The sequence below is a fragment of the Rhodococcus huquni genome (assembly GCF_055231055.1).
In genome coordinates this window covers 101539-116023 of the sequence record NZ_JBUYWE010000005.1, presented here as the reverse complement: position 1 = coordinate 116023, position 14485 = coordinate 101539, and the positions used below count along the sequence as shown (strand labels likewise).

Genomic DNA, 14485 nt, shown 5'->3' with positions numbered 1-14485 from the left:
GATGACAGTGTCCTCCATCGCCACCGATAATTCGGACATATCGGAAACTTCGCCGCACTGCCTCGTCGAGAAGCGGGGGCACGTTCTCATCGTGACGATGAACCGTCCCGAAGCCCGCAACGCGCTGTCCGGCGAGATGATGTCGATCATGCGTGACGCCTGGGACCAGGTCGATTCCGATCCCGACATCCGCGTCGCGATTCTCACCGGCGCGGGCGGGGCGTTCTGCGCAGGTGCGGATCTGAAGGCGATGACGTCGCAACACCCCGGTGACTCCTTCTCGGGTGGCGGTTGGGATCTGTCGAAGATCGAGGCACTCCTGAAGGGTCGGCGCCTCACCAAGCCGCTCATCGCTGCAGTCGAAGGTCCCGCGATCGCCGGCGGCACCGAGATTCTGCAGGGTACGGACATTCGCGTTGCCGGCGAGAGTGCGAAGTTCGGCGTCTCCGAGGCCAAGTGGGGACTCTTTCCGCTCGGCGGATCGGCCGTGCGCCTGGTGCGGCAGATCCCGTACACCATCGCCGCCGACATTCTCCTGACCGGACGGCATGTGAAAGCACCCGAGGCCAAGGAGATCGGGCTCATCGGTCACGTCGTCCCCGACGGCCAGGCACTCGACAAGGCCCTCGAACTCGCCGAACTCATCTCCGCGAACGGTCCACTCGCAGTGAAAGCCATCCTCGAGACCATCCGAAGCACCGAAGGCTTGCACGAAGAGGAGGCGTTCCAGATCGATGCCCGCCTCGGAACAGAAGTTTTCAAAAGCGCGGACGCCAAGGAGGGCCCGCGCGCTTTCGCGGAGAAGCGGGCACCCAACTTCGAAGGCCGCTAGTTCTCCCCTCCCCCCCTTTGGACGAACGCGACGCCCGTCCGGTCTGATCGCACGAATGTTCCGTTCGTACGCGAGTTCAGCGCAGGATGCGCACGTCCGGGCGTGGCCTGGAGAGCGCCAACTCGTAGTGCGCACGAAGGTCGGCGATCACCCTGGCCGGATCGTCACGGACTGCACTCGGGAGAGTCGGCAACACGATGATCCCGTGATTCTGCATCCGAGTACGGCGCTCGACGGTGTGCTTGTACTGCTGCGGAGCAAGGTGCCAGTCGAGAGAATCGATGTCCCAGGCGAAGGCCACCTCGTCGATCCAGCCGTCGGGCATGGCGATGAACTCGCCGTGCCTGTCGACGATCTTCTGGTTGAAGAGCATCGCCGGCAACCCGCTCCGCTGCCACACTCGGCGAGAGTGAATCTCGGCCACCGAATGCACATCGGCCGTCATTTCACGTAGAACTCGTCGTACCAACGCCGATCCGCGCGAGCTACCTGCATCCAACTCTTCCGCCAACTCCGCGACCGTCACCGAACCGCGCTGCACGACCTCGGCGATGAGTCCACGAGCCTCGTCCACCGTCTTGCTACGCCGCGCAGCGTCGAGCAGTGCGCGTGGAAGCGGCGCGCACGCGACACCGCCCCGATCTTCGCCGCGCGGCAACCGAATAGTCCGTTCGACGACGATGAATCCGGTCGACTGAACGCGCCTGTTGCCGCTGACCAGGACGTGGACGGGGCCCGACCAGGTGCCGAACCCGTGAAACCGCAGGGCTGCGCGGCCCGTGACGACTCCGCCGCTGAAGATGAGGGCGCCGAGCGCACGGTGCCGAGGCGAAGGTGTTCCGTTCTCGAGCAGCACCAACCCGGGTAACAGTCGCTGCCAAGGCCCGCCGCGACTGCATCGGTGTGCAATCGTCGACCGGGACATCCCGAGACGTTCGAGTTCACTACTACGGATCACGCCACCGAAATCGCCATCGCCGAGCAGTCGCGGGTCGTCCGGCCACAATCCTCTTTTCATCGGCCGATGGTGACACCCGCACGGGCGTTCGGCCACCGCCAATCTCCCGATTGTGGATAACTTCTTCCGCACGAACGCGACGCCCGTCCGATCTGACTGGACGAGCGTCGCGTTCGTACAGAAGTTCGTGGGTCAGCGCGGGGCGAGCAAGCCGAAGATGTCCAGCCACGACGACCCCGAGGAACCCGACGACCCACCCGGCTCGGGCGGCGGCGTCGCGCAACCTGGCACCTCGACTGACTGCCAGTCCGGGTGCCGGTCCGCTCCGTTCGGCCCGAGGATCATGCGGTATTCGACGTTGTACGTCTCGCCCGGCTGCTTCTCCGGATAGCCGCGATCCGCGAGATTCTCGGTCTTGCTGCTGGTGACCGGGTCCAGATCCGTGCGGTACGGCGTGACACCGGGCTGGAACGGCGCGGTCCCGGGCGCGAGCTGCGAGTTGACGGTCAGGTGACCTGTTGGGCCCGATCCGTAATCGGTTCCGGTCAATTCTTCGCCGTCCACCCGAAAATCGATGGTGTAGAACGTCGAGTTCGTTCTGTTGACGATCTCGAATGTGACCTCACACGGAGCCGGCGAGACTGCGGACATGTCTGTACCCGGACTCGCTGCAGATGCCGTGCCGGCCGGGGCCAAGACCCCGAGCGCCATCACCGGCAGAACGACAGCTGCACTTCGTTGAAAACGTTTGTTCATCTGGGCTGACCTCCAACGACGGAACCCGACGATGACAACTGAAGCACGAGACCGGCAGCAATGTGGGCGGAACGAATGGAACATTTGTCCGGTCTGACCGGACGGGCGTCGCGTTCGTCCAGCAGGGGTGGGTCAGAGGAGAGCGTCGGCAAGTTGCCGGACGTGATCGGCGTCGCGGCAGGACAGCAGCAGCATCGTGACCCCTGCCGCCTCCCACCGCTCGACGCCGGCGCGCACCTCGTCGATGTCGCCGATGATCATCGTGTCGGTCACCATCTCGTCCGGAACCGCAGCGGCGGCTTCCTCCTTGCGACCCGTGCGAAACAACTCACCGATCTCGGCGACGGCATCGCCGTAGCCCATGCGGGTGTACACCTGCGCGTGGAAGTTGAGTTCAGGTGCTCCCATACCGCCGACGTACAGCGCGGTGGTCGGCTTCAACGACGAGATGGTCGAAGCCCGGTCGTCGGTGATGATCACCTGACAGGTGGCTGCGATCTCGAAGTCCTCACGTGTCCGACGAGCGCCTGCCCGCGCGAATCCTTCGTCCAGCCACTCGTTGTACATCGGTGCGAGCCGCGGCGAGTAGTAGATGGCCAGCCACCCGTCCGCGATCTCTGCAGTGAGGGCCACGTTCTTCGGGCCTTCCGCACCCAGCCAGATCGGGAGGTCCGCTCGTAGGGGGTGGGTGATCGGCTTGAGCGGCTTCCCGAGACCCACACTCCCGGGGCCGGAGTACGGCAAGGGGTAGTGCGGACCACTGTTGGTGACGGGGGCCTCGCGCGCCAACACACTCCGCACGACGGACACGTATTCGCGGGTGCGCGCCAACGGTTTCGCGAACGGCTCCCCGTACCAGCCCTCGACGACCTGCGGACCTGACACTCCGAGCCCGAGAATCGCCCGTCCACCACTGACGTGGTCGAGCGTCAGTGCGTGCATCGCGCAACTGGTGGGTGTACGGGCAGACAGCTGCACCACCGACGTGCCGAGGCGCATCTGCTCGGTACGCGATCCCCACCATGCGAGTGGGGTGAACGCGTCCGATCCCCACGATTCGGCTGCGAACACGGCGTCGAACCCGACTTCCTCTGCCGCCGCGAGCAACTCCGGAACATTCGTCGGAGGGCCGGCACCCCAGTACCCCAGTTGCAATCCGAGCTTCATCACGCACCTCCGGTCGTCCCGACGAGCAAGGGTGACCCTTGCCACATTCACTAGAACCTGTTCTACTCGAAGTTGTGAGCCTGGGAAAGAGCGCGGTGGCGGATCAGCCGCTCAGCGCACCGCTGAATCTGCAATTCGACTACACCCGATCGGTGGGTCCGACCATCGGCGCGTTCCTCACTGCCATTCGAAACGGCAGGCTGATCGGCGCCCGCGGGTCCGATGGGAGGGTGTACGCACCGCCACCGGAATACGATCCGAACACCGCGGAGCCTCTCACCGATTTCGTCGAGGTCTCCGATTCCGGAACGGTCGAGAGCTGGACATGGATGCCCGAACCGATTGCAGGGCAACCCCTCACCCACCCGTTCGCCTGGGCGCTGATCAAACTCGACGGTGCCGACACCACATTGCTCCATGCGGTGAACGTGGAAACGCCCGAGTCGATGACCACCGGCATGCGGGTTCGGGCGCACTGGTCCGGCGAGCGATCGGGCCGCATCCACGACATCGAGTACTTCGAGCCCGGTGAGTCCGGCAACCAGCCGAGCGCCGGTTCCGACGCTCCCGCTACCGCAGCCGAAGTCGAAGCCGTCACGATGCTCACCACTCCCATCGCCCTCGACTACATGCACTCCGCGTCGGCGGAAGAGAGCTACTTCCTTCGCGGGCTGGCTGAGGGACGCCTGATCGGCGGTCGTACCGGGCCCGGTGACAAGGTCTACATTCCGCCTCGCGGCGCGAACCCCACCAGCGGCGCCCCCACCCGAGACCAGGTGGAGTTGTCGGACAAGGGAATCGTGACCACGTTCTGCATCGTCAACGTGCCGTTCCTCGGGCAGAAGATCAAACCGCCGTACGTCGCCGCCTACGTGCTCCTCGATGGCGCAGACATTCCCTTCCTGCATCTCATCCTCGAGTGCGAGGCCGAAGATGTGCGGATGGGTATGCGGGTCCAGGCGAAATGGCGACCACGCGAGGAGTGGGGATACACCCTTCAGAACATCGAGTACTTCCGCCCGACAGGCGAACCCGACGCGGAATACGACACCTTCAAACACCATCTGTGAGGCGACAATGACAGAAGTAGCAGTCGTCGGGTTCGCGCAGGCGCCCCACGTCCGCGAGACCCCCGGCACCACCAACGGCGTCGAGATGCTCGTCCCCTGTTTCCAGCAGATCTACGACGAGCTGGGAATAACCAAGTCCGACATCGGTTTCTGGTGCTCCGGTTCGTCCGACTACCTGGCCGGCAGAGCCTTCTCGTTCATCTCCGCCGTCGACGCGATCGGCGCAGTGCCACCGATCAACGAATCGCACGTCGAGATGGATGCTGCCTGGGCCCTCTACGAGGCCTGGGTCAAGATCTTGACCGGAGAAGTCGACACCGCCCTCGTCTACGGGTTCGGGAAGTCGTCCGCGGGCAATCTCCGCAAGGTGCTGTCCATGCAACTGGATCCCTACCTCGTGGCTCCCCTCGGACTGGATTCCGTATCGATCGCGGGACTCCAGGCGCGTATGGGCCTCGACGCGGGAAAATGGACCGCAGAGCAAATGGCAGAAGTTGCCGCACGCAGCCGCGTTGCCGCGCAATCACGTCCGGATGCCCAGCTCGCTGGAAACCCGAGTATCGACGAGCTTCTCGCCGCGTCTTACGTTGCAGACCCGCTCCGCGCTCACGACTGCGCACCGGTCACGGATGGTGCGGCGGCGATCGTCCTCGCATCTGGTGATCGGGCCCGCGAGATGCGCGAACGCCCTGCGTGGATCACCGGGATCGACCATCGGATCGACTCCCCCAACTTCGGCGCCCGTGACCTCACGGTGTCGCCGTCCACGACGAAGGCGGCGAAGAAGGCAACCGGTGGCGATACCGGAAACATCGATGTCGCGGAACTCCACGCACCGTTCACGCATCAAGAATTGATCCTGCGCGAAGCGATCGGCCTGCGCGACAGCACGACGATCAATCCTTCGGGTGGACCGCTGGCCGGCAATCCGATGTTCGCGGCGGGACTCGAAAGGATCGGGAACGCCGCACAGGCAATCTTCGACGGGACCGCGAACCGCACTCTCGCCCACGCGACGAGTGGCGCGGTCCTGCAACAGAATTTGGTGGCCGTCATGGAGGGACGCAACTGATGGTGGCTTCTGGAAAACAACACGCTGCAGTACTCGGAACCGGCCAGACGCACTATGTCGCGAAGCGGCACGACGTGTCGATGTCGGGTCTGGTACGTGAAGCCGTCGACCGCGCCATGGAGGACGCGGCGGTCGGTTGGGACGACATCGACGCTGTGGTGATCGGTAAGGCCCCCGACCTGTTCGAAGGCGCGATGATGCCGGAACTGGCCATGTCGGACGCTCTCGGCGCGAACGGCAAGCCGCTCCTTCGCGTGCACACCGCGGGCTCGGTCGGTGGATCCACCGCGATCGTCGCATCCAGCCTCGTGAAGTCGGGGGTCCACGACCGGGTACTCACCGTCTCGTGGGAGAAGCAGTCCGAGTCGAATGCGATGTGGGCGTTGTCCATTCCCATCCCGTTCAACATGCCCGTCGGCGCCGGAGCAGGTGGCTACTTCGCGCCGCACGTTCGCTCCTACATTCGCCGTTCCGGCGCACCCGGTCACATCGGCTCGATCGTCGCGGTGAAGGACCGGTTGAACGGAAGCAAGAACCCGTACGCCCACCTCAAGCAACCCGACATCACTCTCGAATCCGTACAGGCTTCGCAGATGTTGTGGGATCCCATCAGGTTCGACGAGACGTGCCCTTCTTCGGACGGCGCGTGTGCCCTCGTCATCGGAAACGAGGACTCCGCAGCACAGGCCGAAGAAGCCGGACGATCGGTGGCCTGGATTCACGCCACCGCGATGCGTACCGAGCCGACCACGTTCTCGGGTCGCGACCAGGTCAACCCGCAGGCCGGCCGTGACGCGGCCGCGGCACTGTGGGCCGCCGCCGGCATCACGAACCCGCTCGAAGAGATCGATGCCGCCGAGATCTACGTGCCCTTCTCCTGGTTCGAGCCGATGTGGCTCGAGAACCTGGGGTTCGCTGCCGAAGGCGAGGGGTGGAAGCTCACCGAAGCCGGTGAGACCGCGATCGGCGGCAAGCTTCCCGTCAACGCATCGGGTGGCGTTCTGTCCTCCAACCCCATCGGGGCCTCCGGAATGATCCGGTTCGCGGAGTCCGCCATGCAGGTGATGAACCGTGCAGGTGACCACCAGGTACCGAATGCACGCAAGGCCTTGGGCCACGCCTACGGCGGTGGCTCGCAATACTTCTCCATGTGGGTGGTCGGCGCCGACCGCCCCACGACGTAAGGACACACGATGAAGTACACCGTCGGCATCGCGATGAATCCGCTGGAGGAACTTCCAGCGCTCGCACAGACTGCCGAGGAGTGCGGGTTCGACTCGATCGCGCTGCCCGACTCTCTGTTCTACATGGAGAAGCAGGCCGCCGATTACCCCTACACGCCGGACGGCTCGCGGATGTGGGACGAGAACACTCCGTGGGTGGACCCACTGATCGCCGCAGCGGCAATGGGCGCGGTGACCTCGAAGATCGAGTTCTACACGCAGGTGTTGAAGCTGGGTTCCCGCAATCCAGTTCTACTGGCCCGCCAGGTCGGCTCCGTAGCGAGCCTGACCGGCAACCGTTTCGGCTTCGGTGTCGGTATCGGCTGGGCTCCCGAGGAATTCGAATGGTGCGGGGTGCCGTACGCACGACGCGGCAAGCGTGTCGACGAGATGATCGACGTTCTCAAGCTCATCCTCGGCGGCGGCATGGTCGAGTACCACGGCGAGTTCTTCGACTTCGATCGCCTCCAGATGAGTCCGGCGCCGAGCAAGCCGGTGCCCTTCTATGTGGGCGGCCACACGGATGTCGCACTGCGCCGGGCGGCGCGAGTGGGTGACGGCTGGACATCGGCCATGATCAAGTACGACGATCTGGTGCAGGTCATCGCACGTCTGCGTGAACTTCGCGCCGAGCAGGGCAAGGAGAACGACCCCTTCGAGATCCAGACCGTGTGCATCGACCGATTCGGGAAGGACGGCAACGCAGAACTCGAGGCGGCCGGCGTCACCGACATCATCACGGTGCCCTGGGTTTTCGACGGTGTCGGCTTCGACGGCCCCCTCGAAGCCAAGCAGGATTCACTTCGCAAGTTCGCCGCCGAACACATCCAGAAGAACTGACGAGGAGTACCGACGACCATGACGGACACAATCCACCCCTCGGTGAAGGCCGGACAAGCGTCCCGTGAGGCGGCGGCCGGCAAGCGCAAGGAAGAGTGGCTCGCCCTGTTCGCCGAGGATGCCGTCGTCGAAGATCCGGTCGGCCCCTCGGGTTTCGATCCGGAAGGTAAGGGGCACCGGGGGCTCGACGCGATCAGCCGCTTCTACGACATGACCATCGCGACAACCGAATCCCTCGAATTCCTCATCGCCGATTCGCTGGTCTGCGGAAACGAGAACGTCAACATCGGCACGATTCGCAGCACCGTGGGCGGCTCGGTCATCGATGCAGAGGGAGTGTTCGTCTACCGCGTGAACGACGACGGGAAGATCGTGTCGCTGCGCGCATTCTGGGAAGTGGAGCGGGCCATGAAGACGCTCCGCCCGGCATGAGCTAGCAGCCCACACACACGAAAGAAGGGCGGTAGCAGGTTCTCCTGCTACCGCCCTTCTTTCTGTCGTGAACCGACCAACGGTCAGTGCTTGACGGGACAGCCGCCCGAACCACCGGCCTTGTAGTCGACCTGGAACTCCTTGATGCCGTTGAGCCAGCCGGAACGGAGGCGCCGCGGATCACCCAACTTGCTGATGTCCGGGAGGTGATCGGCGATGGCGTTGAAGATCAGGTCGATCTCGAGGCGTGCCAGGTTGGCGCCGATGCAGAAGTGCGCACCCGTGCCGCCGAAACCGACGTGCTGATTGTCCTCGCGCGCGATGTCGAACTTCTGGGGCTCCTCGAAGGCATCTTCGTCGAAGTTGGCCGAGCCGTACAGCATGACGACCCGGTCGCCCTTCTTGATCTGCTGGCCACCCAACTCGGTGTCCTCGAGTGCGGTGCGCTGGAACGAGGTGACGGGGGTGGCCCATCGGACGACCTCGTCGGCCATCGTCTTGGGACGGTCCTTCTTGTAGATTTCCCACTGCTCGGGGTTGTCGAGGAACGCGACCATGCCGTGCGTGATGGCGTTACGCGTGGTCTCGTTGCCGGCCACAGCGAGCAGGATGACGAAGAAGCCGAACTCCTCCGGTGCAAGCTCGTCGCCGTCGATGTCGGCTTCGATGAGCTTGGTGACGATGTCGTCTGCCGGGCACTTCTTGCGCTCGTCCGCCATGTTGTAGGCGTAGCCGAGAATCTCCATCGACGCGGTGACCGGATCGATGTCGAGCTCGGGGTCGTCGTAGCCGGTCATCTGGTTGGACCACTCGAAGACCTTGCCGCGATCCTCCTGCGGCACGCCCAGCAGCTCTGCGATCGCCTGAAGGGGGAGCTCGCAGGCCACCTGGGTGACGAAGTCACCGGAACCCGACTCCGCAGCTGCCTTGACGATCGTCTCGGCGCGCTCGGTCAGTTCCTCGCGCAGGCTGTTGATGGCGCGGGGGGTGAAGCCGCGAGAGATGAGCTTACGGAGCTTCGTGTGCTCCGGGGCATCCTTGAACAATAGGATCGACCGCTGCATCTCGATGTTCTCGCGCGGAATGTCGTCCGCGAAACGGGGAATCGCGGTGTTCTCGTGAGTGGAGAAGACGTCGCTGCGACGCGACACCTCCTTCACGTCCTCGAGCTTGCTGACGACCCAGAATCCGTCGTCGTGAAAACCACCGACTTCCGGCGACTGCGGGCACCACCAGATCGGTGCGGTCTTCCGCAGCTCGGCGAACTCCTCGAGAGGGAACCGCTGCTCGTAGATGTCCGGGTCGGTGGGATCGAAACCCTCTAGAAGGTTGGGCTGCGCCACTGCTGTCTCCTGCCCTAAGCCATACATCACTCAGTGATGTGGAACACGTTCTACTTACATTGAAGCACAAGCCGCGGCGGTGGCAAAGGAAAGCTTCCCTCGCCTCCCCTTACAGGGGCCTTGCCACACCGTAGGAACGTGTTCTACTTTTTGAAGTAACAGGAAAGGAGCCCGCCGTGGGCACACCAGTAATCGTCGAGGCCGTCCGTACTCCCATCGGAAAGCGCGGGGGCTGGCTCTCCGGACTACATGCCGCCGAGATCCTCGGCAGCGTGCAGAGTGGAATCCTCGCCCGAACCGGCATCGACCCCGAGTTGGTCGAACAGGTCATCGGCGGCTGCGTCACGCAGGCCGGAGCTCAGTCGAACAACATCACCCGCACCGCATGGTTGCACGCCGGACTGCCGTGGCAGACGGGCGCCACCACCATCGACTGCCAGTGCGGCTCGGCGCAGCAGGCCAATCATCTGATCGCCGGACTCATCGCCACCGACACGATCGACGTCGGTGTCGCATGCGGAATCGAAGCCATGAGCCAGGTTCCGCTCGGTGCCAATGTGGTCGAGAGCGCCGGCCCGCGCCGCCCGCTCGACTGGGACATCGATCTCCCCAACCAGTTCGAGGCGGCCGAGCGAATCGCCAAGCGCCGCGGCATCAGCCGCGCAGACATGGAGGCACTCGGCGTCCGTTCGCAGGCTCGCGCCAAGCAGGCCTGGGAAGAGGGCAGGTTCGACCGTGAGGTCCTCACCTTGACTGCACCCGAGGTCGACAAGGAAGGCAATCGCACCGGGGAGACCCTCACCGTCACCCGGGACCAGGGCCTTCGGGACACCACCGCAGAATCGCTCGCCAAGCTGAAGCCCGTCATCGAAGGCGGCATCCACACCGCCGGGACGTCGTCCCAGATCTCGGACGGCGCGGCAGCGGTCATGCTGATGGACGAGGAGAAGGCGCTGGCGCTCGGCCTGAAGCCCCGTGCACGGATCGTCTCGCAGGCGCTCGTCGGCGCGGAACCCGAGTTCCATCTCGACGGTCCGGTTCAGGCCACCGCACGGGTACTCGAGCGCAGCGGCATGAAGATCGGCGATCTCGATCTCTTCGAGGTCAACGAAGCCTTCGCATCTGTGCTGCTCTCGTGGGCGTCCGTACACGGGCCCGATATGGACAAGGTCAACGTCAACGGCGGCGCTCTCGCGATCGGACACCCGGTGGGCAGCACGGGATCTCGGTTGATCACCACCGCGCTGCACGAACTCGAGCGCACCGACAAATCGACGGCGCTCATCACGATGTGCGCCGGCGGAGCGCTCGCGACCGGCACCATCATCGAGCGAATCTGACGATGACTACCCGTCCGGCGTATCTCGACTCCCCCGCCACCACCCGGATCATCAAGTGGATGTCGCGCGTCAACGTCGTCCTCTATCGCCGGACGGGCGGGGTCCTCGGCAGCAAATGGCGCGTGGGCAGCGCCTTCCCGTTCGGAATTCCGGTCTGTCTGCTCACCACGACCGGTCGCAAGAGCGGCCGAGAGCGAATCAGTCCGCTGGTGTTCATGGAAGACGGCGAGAACGTCCTCCTCGTTGCCTCCCAAGGAGGACTTCCGAAACATCCGCAGTGGTATCTCAACCTGAAGGCGAACCCGCGCGTCAGCATCCAGATCAAGCGGCGCGTGCGAACGATGAATGCGCGGGTCGCGACCCCGGAGGAGCGCGCTCAGGCGTGGCCCCGACTGACGTCGATGTACGCAGATTTCGACAACTATCAGGCGTGGACGGATCGCACGATTCCGGTCGTGATCTGTGTACCGACCGGGTAACCGACAGGTCGCCGACACTTACCCGTCAGTAGTTGTCGCGAGGGGATGCCATGCCGGCCACAGTCTTGCAATATGGAGTCGTACGGTCGGCCTCGAAGCAAGGATTTCGCACACATGAGCACACAGAATCACGATCAGATCCACGACCGCCGCGAGCTCACCGCAGCGTTGCTCCGGGCGCTCGAACGTCGCCACGAGGTTCTCGATGCCGTGGTCGACAGTGACGATCACGGCCAGGCCCTACGCACGGTGGCGAAGCTTCTGGACACCTCGGAGGCGTACGCCAATGCGGTACTGAACCTTCAGTTCCGTCGTTTGACGAAGGAAGAGCGGCGAAAGACCCAGGCCGAACTCGACGACCTGGACGCCACGTTGCAGTGGACCGCCGTCGACCGGCCGGCGAGCACGGGTCGTCAGTTCCGGTTGCGACCCTTCACGAAGAGCTCCGAGGATGCCGAACTCTTTCACAAGCGTTGCGCCGAACAGACCGACGACGCGGGTACCCCGTGGAACGAGGATCGCATCGAGAAGGAGCGCACGGCCGGCATCGGCCGTGTCGACGAGGAATCCGCCGCGTGGTTCGTAGCAGAGGACACCTCCGACTCGTCCCGCGTAGGACTCGTATTCGGAGAGTTGTCCGGGCGCGAGGTCGACGTAGCGATCTGGATCGCGCCCGAGTCCCGCAAGAAGGGTTACGGCACAGCTGCCATCAAGCACAGTCGACGGGAACTGGCCGCCGAGTTCCCCGGCACGATTCTCGTGGTCCGCGCGCCGGCCTGACGTCGTTCACCGGACGTTCCTGGCACTGCCGAACGTCCGGTGAACGTTTTGTTCACAACAAATAGTTGACAACTTCCCGTTTTCAGCGGAGTCTTGTCACATGACCGACGACCCCTTCACCCCGCCCGACCCTGGCCGCGAACGTGCACACCGCGAGTACGAGGGACTCTTTCGGATCGGCGAGCGCCACGGCGCCACCCCCGAGCAGCGCGCACGCCAATCGCACACCGAGATGCTCGAACCCCTCGGCGCGATTCGTGTGGTGGCAGCCCTTGCCGGCGGCTCGACTCGGCTCTCCCCCGACGAAGCCCCCGTCGACGACACCGACATCACTGCCGCTCTGAGTTTGCTGCCGCGCGCCCGCTCGGACATGGATCAACTCGAGGCCCTGTTGCTCAGTGTCGCCCGCCAACGCGGAATGACGTGGAAGGACATCGCTTTCGGCCTCGGCCTGGGAAGCACCCAGGCGGCCCGGCAACGCTACGAACGACTGGTCGATCGCACGACGTAGGGCGCTCCGCGCCCCGTGCGCGCCCGGCGAGTCTCTGGACTCGCTAACCACTAACAGGGGCGGAGCCCACTTCGTGCGCGGGCCCGGACTTCTCCGTGACGGCATGCGCCCAGCGGTAGTCAGGCTTGCCGCTCGGCGTGCGTTCTACGGTCTCCACCACCCACACGAGACGGGGAATCTTGTAGCCCGCCAGGTTTGTTCGCGCGTGCGCCTCGAGTCCCGCGAAGTCGACCGCATCGCCGCGAGCCTGCACGACTGCGGCAACGCGCTGACCCCAACGCTCGTCCGGCACGCCGACCACGATCGCGTCATAGACGTCGGGGTGCGCCTTGACGACTCCCTCGACCTCCTCGGCGAACACCTTCTCACCGCCGGTGTTGATCACCATGTTCCCGCGGCCGAGCAACGTGATCGATCCGTCCGCCTCGATTCGCGCACGGTCTCCCGTCACGACGACGCGCTTTCCGTCGACCTCACGGAAGATCTCCTTAGATTTCTCCGGGTCGTTGTAGTACCCGATCGGCACGTAGCCGCCCTTCGCGAACCAGCCCTCGATTCCCGACCCCGGTTCGACAGGAACGTTGTCGTCGTCGACGACCATCGCGAAGCGCCCGGCCGGTACCTGCGGACCGCCCACCTGCTTCTGCCCCTTGCTCGCGAATCCGATTCCACCGAAGCCGGTTTCGGACGATCCGATGGAATCCGACACCATGATCCCGGGGAAATTTTCGAGGAACGCGTCCTTGATCGTCGAGGAGAACAGGGCCGCGCCGGACGCGACCACAACGAGAGTCGACACGTCCACCTCGGATTCTCGATAAGCCTCGATCAGCGGCCTACCCATCGCGTCGCCGGTGATGATCATGATCTGCATCCGGTGATGTTCCACCAGCTTCCAGGCACGGTGCGGATCGAACTTCGAGTCGAGGAGCACGGTGTTACCGCTGAAGAGCGCAGCGAACGTCGGCATCATCGCCGCGGCGTGAATCAGCGGGGGCAACGCGAACCACCGGGACGGTTCGGCCTCGGAGCCCACACGCGACTGCTGGTGCTCGTCCTCTATCGATACGCCGGTATAGAAGTCGAGGCCGCCGCCGAGCACTCGCCAGATACCCTCCTGGGTCCAGACGACGCCTTTGGGCCGTCCGGTGGTGCCTCCGGTGTACATGATGAAATGATCTTCGCTGCTGCGCTCGCCGAAGTCTCGACCGGTCGACATACCGGTGAGCGCATCTTCGTAAGCCACCGACTCACTGGGGAGTCCGGCGCCGCCGAGATCGTCCTCGACCACGATCGTCGTAGCGATCCTCGGTAGCTCCGGAAGCACCTCGGCGATCTGCTGCGCATAGATCCGGTGGTGGACGACGGCATCGAGTTGCGCATTGTCGTACACGTACTGCAGTTCGTCGCAGGTGTAGCGGTAGTTGATGTTGATCGCGATCGCTCGAATCTTGAACGACGCGATCAGCGCCTCCATCGTCTCGATCGAATTGTGGAGATGGATTCCGATATGAGAGCCCTCCCCCAGCCCGATGCTCAGGAAGTAGTGCGCGAGTTGGTTCGAGCGCTCCTCGAGTTCACGGTAGGTCACCTCCCTGGACGGATCGATCAACGCAACACGATCGGGCATCAGATCGACCGAATGCTCGAACAGGTCAGCCAGGTTGTACGCCACGAAATCG

At 64.2% G+C, this 14485-nt stretch carries 15 protein-coding genes; 10 read left to right on the top strand and 5 right to left on the bottom strand.

The features are described from left to right. Position 1: 1 nt before the first annotated feature. Positions 2-832: a crotonase/enoyl-CoA hydratase family protein gene (locus ACZI8R_RS11745; protein WP_463379794.1), complete on the top strand. Its 831-nt coding sequence runs from the start codon at positions 2-4 to the stop codon at positions 830-832. 76 nt (positions 833-908) lie between these two features. Here the strand turns inward: ACZI8R_RS11745 and ACZI8R_RS11740 are convergent, their stop codons facing one another. The 3 genes from ACZI8R_RS11740 to ACZI8R_RS11730 all read right to left on the bottom strand — a co-directional run bounded on the left by ACZI8R_RS11740 (position 909) and on the right by ACZI8R_RS11730 (position 3713). Then, the gene (locus ACZI8R_RS11740; protein ID WP_463379793.1) at positions 909-1850 is read right to left on the bottom strand and encodes a hypothetical protein; all 942 of its coding nucleotides are present in this window, start codon (positions 1848-1850) and stop codon (positions 909-911) included. Between the two features lie 132 nt (positions 1851-1982). Continuing rightward, the gene (locus ACZI8R_RS11735; RefSeq protein WP_463379792.1) at positions 1983-2441 is read right to left on the bottom strand and encodes a hypothetical protein; all 459 of its coding nucleotides are present in this window, start codon (positions 2439-2441) and stop codon (positions 1983-1985) included. Positions 2442-2678: 237 nt separating this feature from the next. Continuing rightward, positions 2679-3713, bottom strand: a complete 1035-nt coding sequence (locus tag ACZI8R_RS11730; RefSeq protein ID WP_463379791.1) for an LLM class F420-dependent oxidoreductase — start codon at positions 3711-3713, stop codon at positions 2679-2681. A 74-nt stretch (positions 3714-3787) separates the two neighbouring features. On the opposite strand from ACZI8R_RS11730, the gene ACZI8R_RS11725 reads away from it, so the two are divergent. The 5 genes from ACZI8R_RS11725 to ACZI8R_RS11705 are packed head-to-tail and all read left to right on the top strand — an operon-like array spanning position 3788 to position 8350. Continuing rightward, positions 3788-4783: a Zn-ribbon domain-containing OB-fold protein gene (locus tag ACZI8R_RS11725; RefSeq protein ID WP_463379790.1), complete on the top strand. Its 996-nt coding sequence runs from the start codon at positions 3788-3790 to the stop codon at positions 4781-4783. Between the two features lie 7 nt (positions 4784-4790). Beyond that, positions 4791-5855: a thiolase domain-containing protein gene (locus tag ACZI8R_RS11720; RefSeq protein WP_463379789.1), complete on the top strand. Its 1065-nt coding sequence runs from the start codon at positions 4791-4793 to the stop codon at positions 5853-5855. Beyond that, on the top strand, positions 5855-7039 hold the full coding sequence (locus ACZI8R_RS11715; RefSeq protein ID WP_463379788.1) for a thiolase domain-containing protein: 1185 nt from the start codon (positions 5855-5857) through the stop codon (positions 7037-7039). The genes ACZI8R_RS11720 and ACZI8R_RS11715 overlap by 1 nt, the downstream gene beginning before the upstream one ends. A gap of 9 nt (positions 7040-7048) precedes the next feature. Further along, positions 7049-7918, top strand: coding sequence for a TIGR03619 family F420-dependent LLM class oxidoreductase (locus ACZI8R_RS11710; protein WP_463379787.1), 870 nt, complete (start codon positions 7049-7051; stop codon positions 7916-7918). An 18-nt stretch (positions 7919-7936) separates the two neighbouring features. Then, a complete protein-coding gene (locus ACZI8R_RS11705; protein ID WP_463379786.1) occupies positions 7937-8350 on the top strand; it encodes a nuclear transport factor 2 family protein in 414 nt (137 codons plus the stop codon). An 83-nt stretch (positions 8351-8433) separates the two neighbouring features. On the opposite strand, the gene ACZI8R_RS11700 is transcribed toward ACZI8R_RS11705, so the two are convergent. Further along, positions 8434-9693, bottom strand: a complete 1260-nt coding sequence (locus ACZI8R_RS11700) for a cytochrome P450 (RefSeq protein WP_463379785.1) — start codon at positions 9691-9693, stop codon at positions 8434-8436. 176 nt (positions 9694-9869) lie between these two features. Here ACZI8R_RS11700 and ACZI8R_RS11695 point away from each other — a divergent pair, with 176 nt between their 5' ends. The 4 genes from ACZI8R_RS11695 to ACZI8R_RS11680 all read left to right on the top strand — a co-directional run bounded on the left by ACZI8R_RS11695 (position 9870) and on the right by ACZI8R_RS11680 (position 12803). After that, on the top strand, positions 9870-11033 hold the full coding sequence (locus ACZI8R_RS11695; protein ID WP_463379784.1) for a steroid 3-ketoacyl-CoA thiolase: 1164 nt from the start codon (positions 9870-9872) through the stop codon (positions 11031-11033). Positions 11034-11035: 2 nt separating this feature from the next. After that, a complete protein-coding gene (locus ACZI8R_RS11690; RefSeq protein WP_463379783.1) occupies positions 11036-11512 on the top strand; it encodes a nitroreductase family deazaflavin-dependent oxidoreductase in 477 nt (158 codons plus the stop codon). Positions 11513-11626: 114 nt separating this feature from the next. Continuing rightward, on the top strand, positions 11627-12292 hold the full coding sequence (locus tag ACZI8R_RS11685) for a GNAT family N-acetyltransferase (protein ID WP_463379782.1): 666 nt from the start codon (positions 11627-11629) through the stop codon (positions 12290-12292). A gap of 100 nt (positions 12293-12392) precedes the next feature. Further along, on the top strand, positions 12393-12803 hold the full coding sequence (locus tag ACZI8R_RS11680; RefSeq protein WP_463379781.1) for a DNA-binding protein: 411 nt from the start codon (positions 12393-12395) through the stop codon (positions 12801-12803). Positions 12804-12846: 43 nt separating this feature from the next. Here the strand turns inward: ACZI8R_RS11680 and ACZI8R_RS11675 are convergent, their stop codons facing one another. Then, complete coding sequence (locus ACZI8R_RS11675) at positions 12847-14478, bottom strand: acyl-CoA synthetase (protein WP_463379780.1); 1632 nt, start codon at positions 14476-14478, stop codon at positions 12847-12849. Positions 14479-14485: the final 7 nt, after the last annotated feature.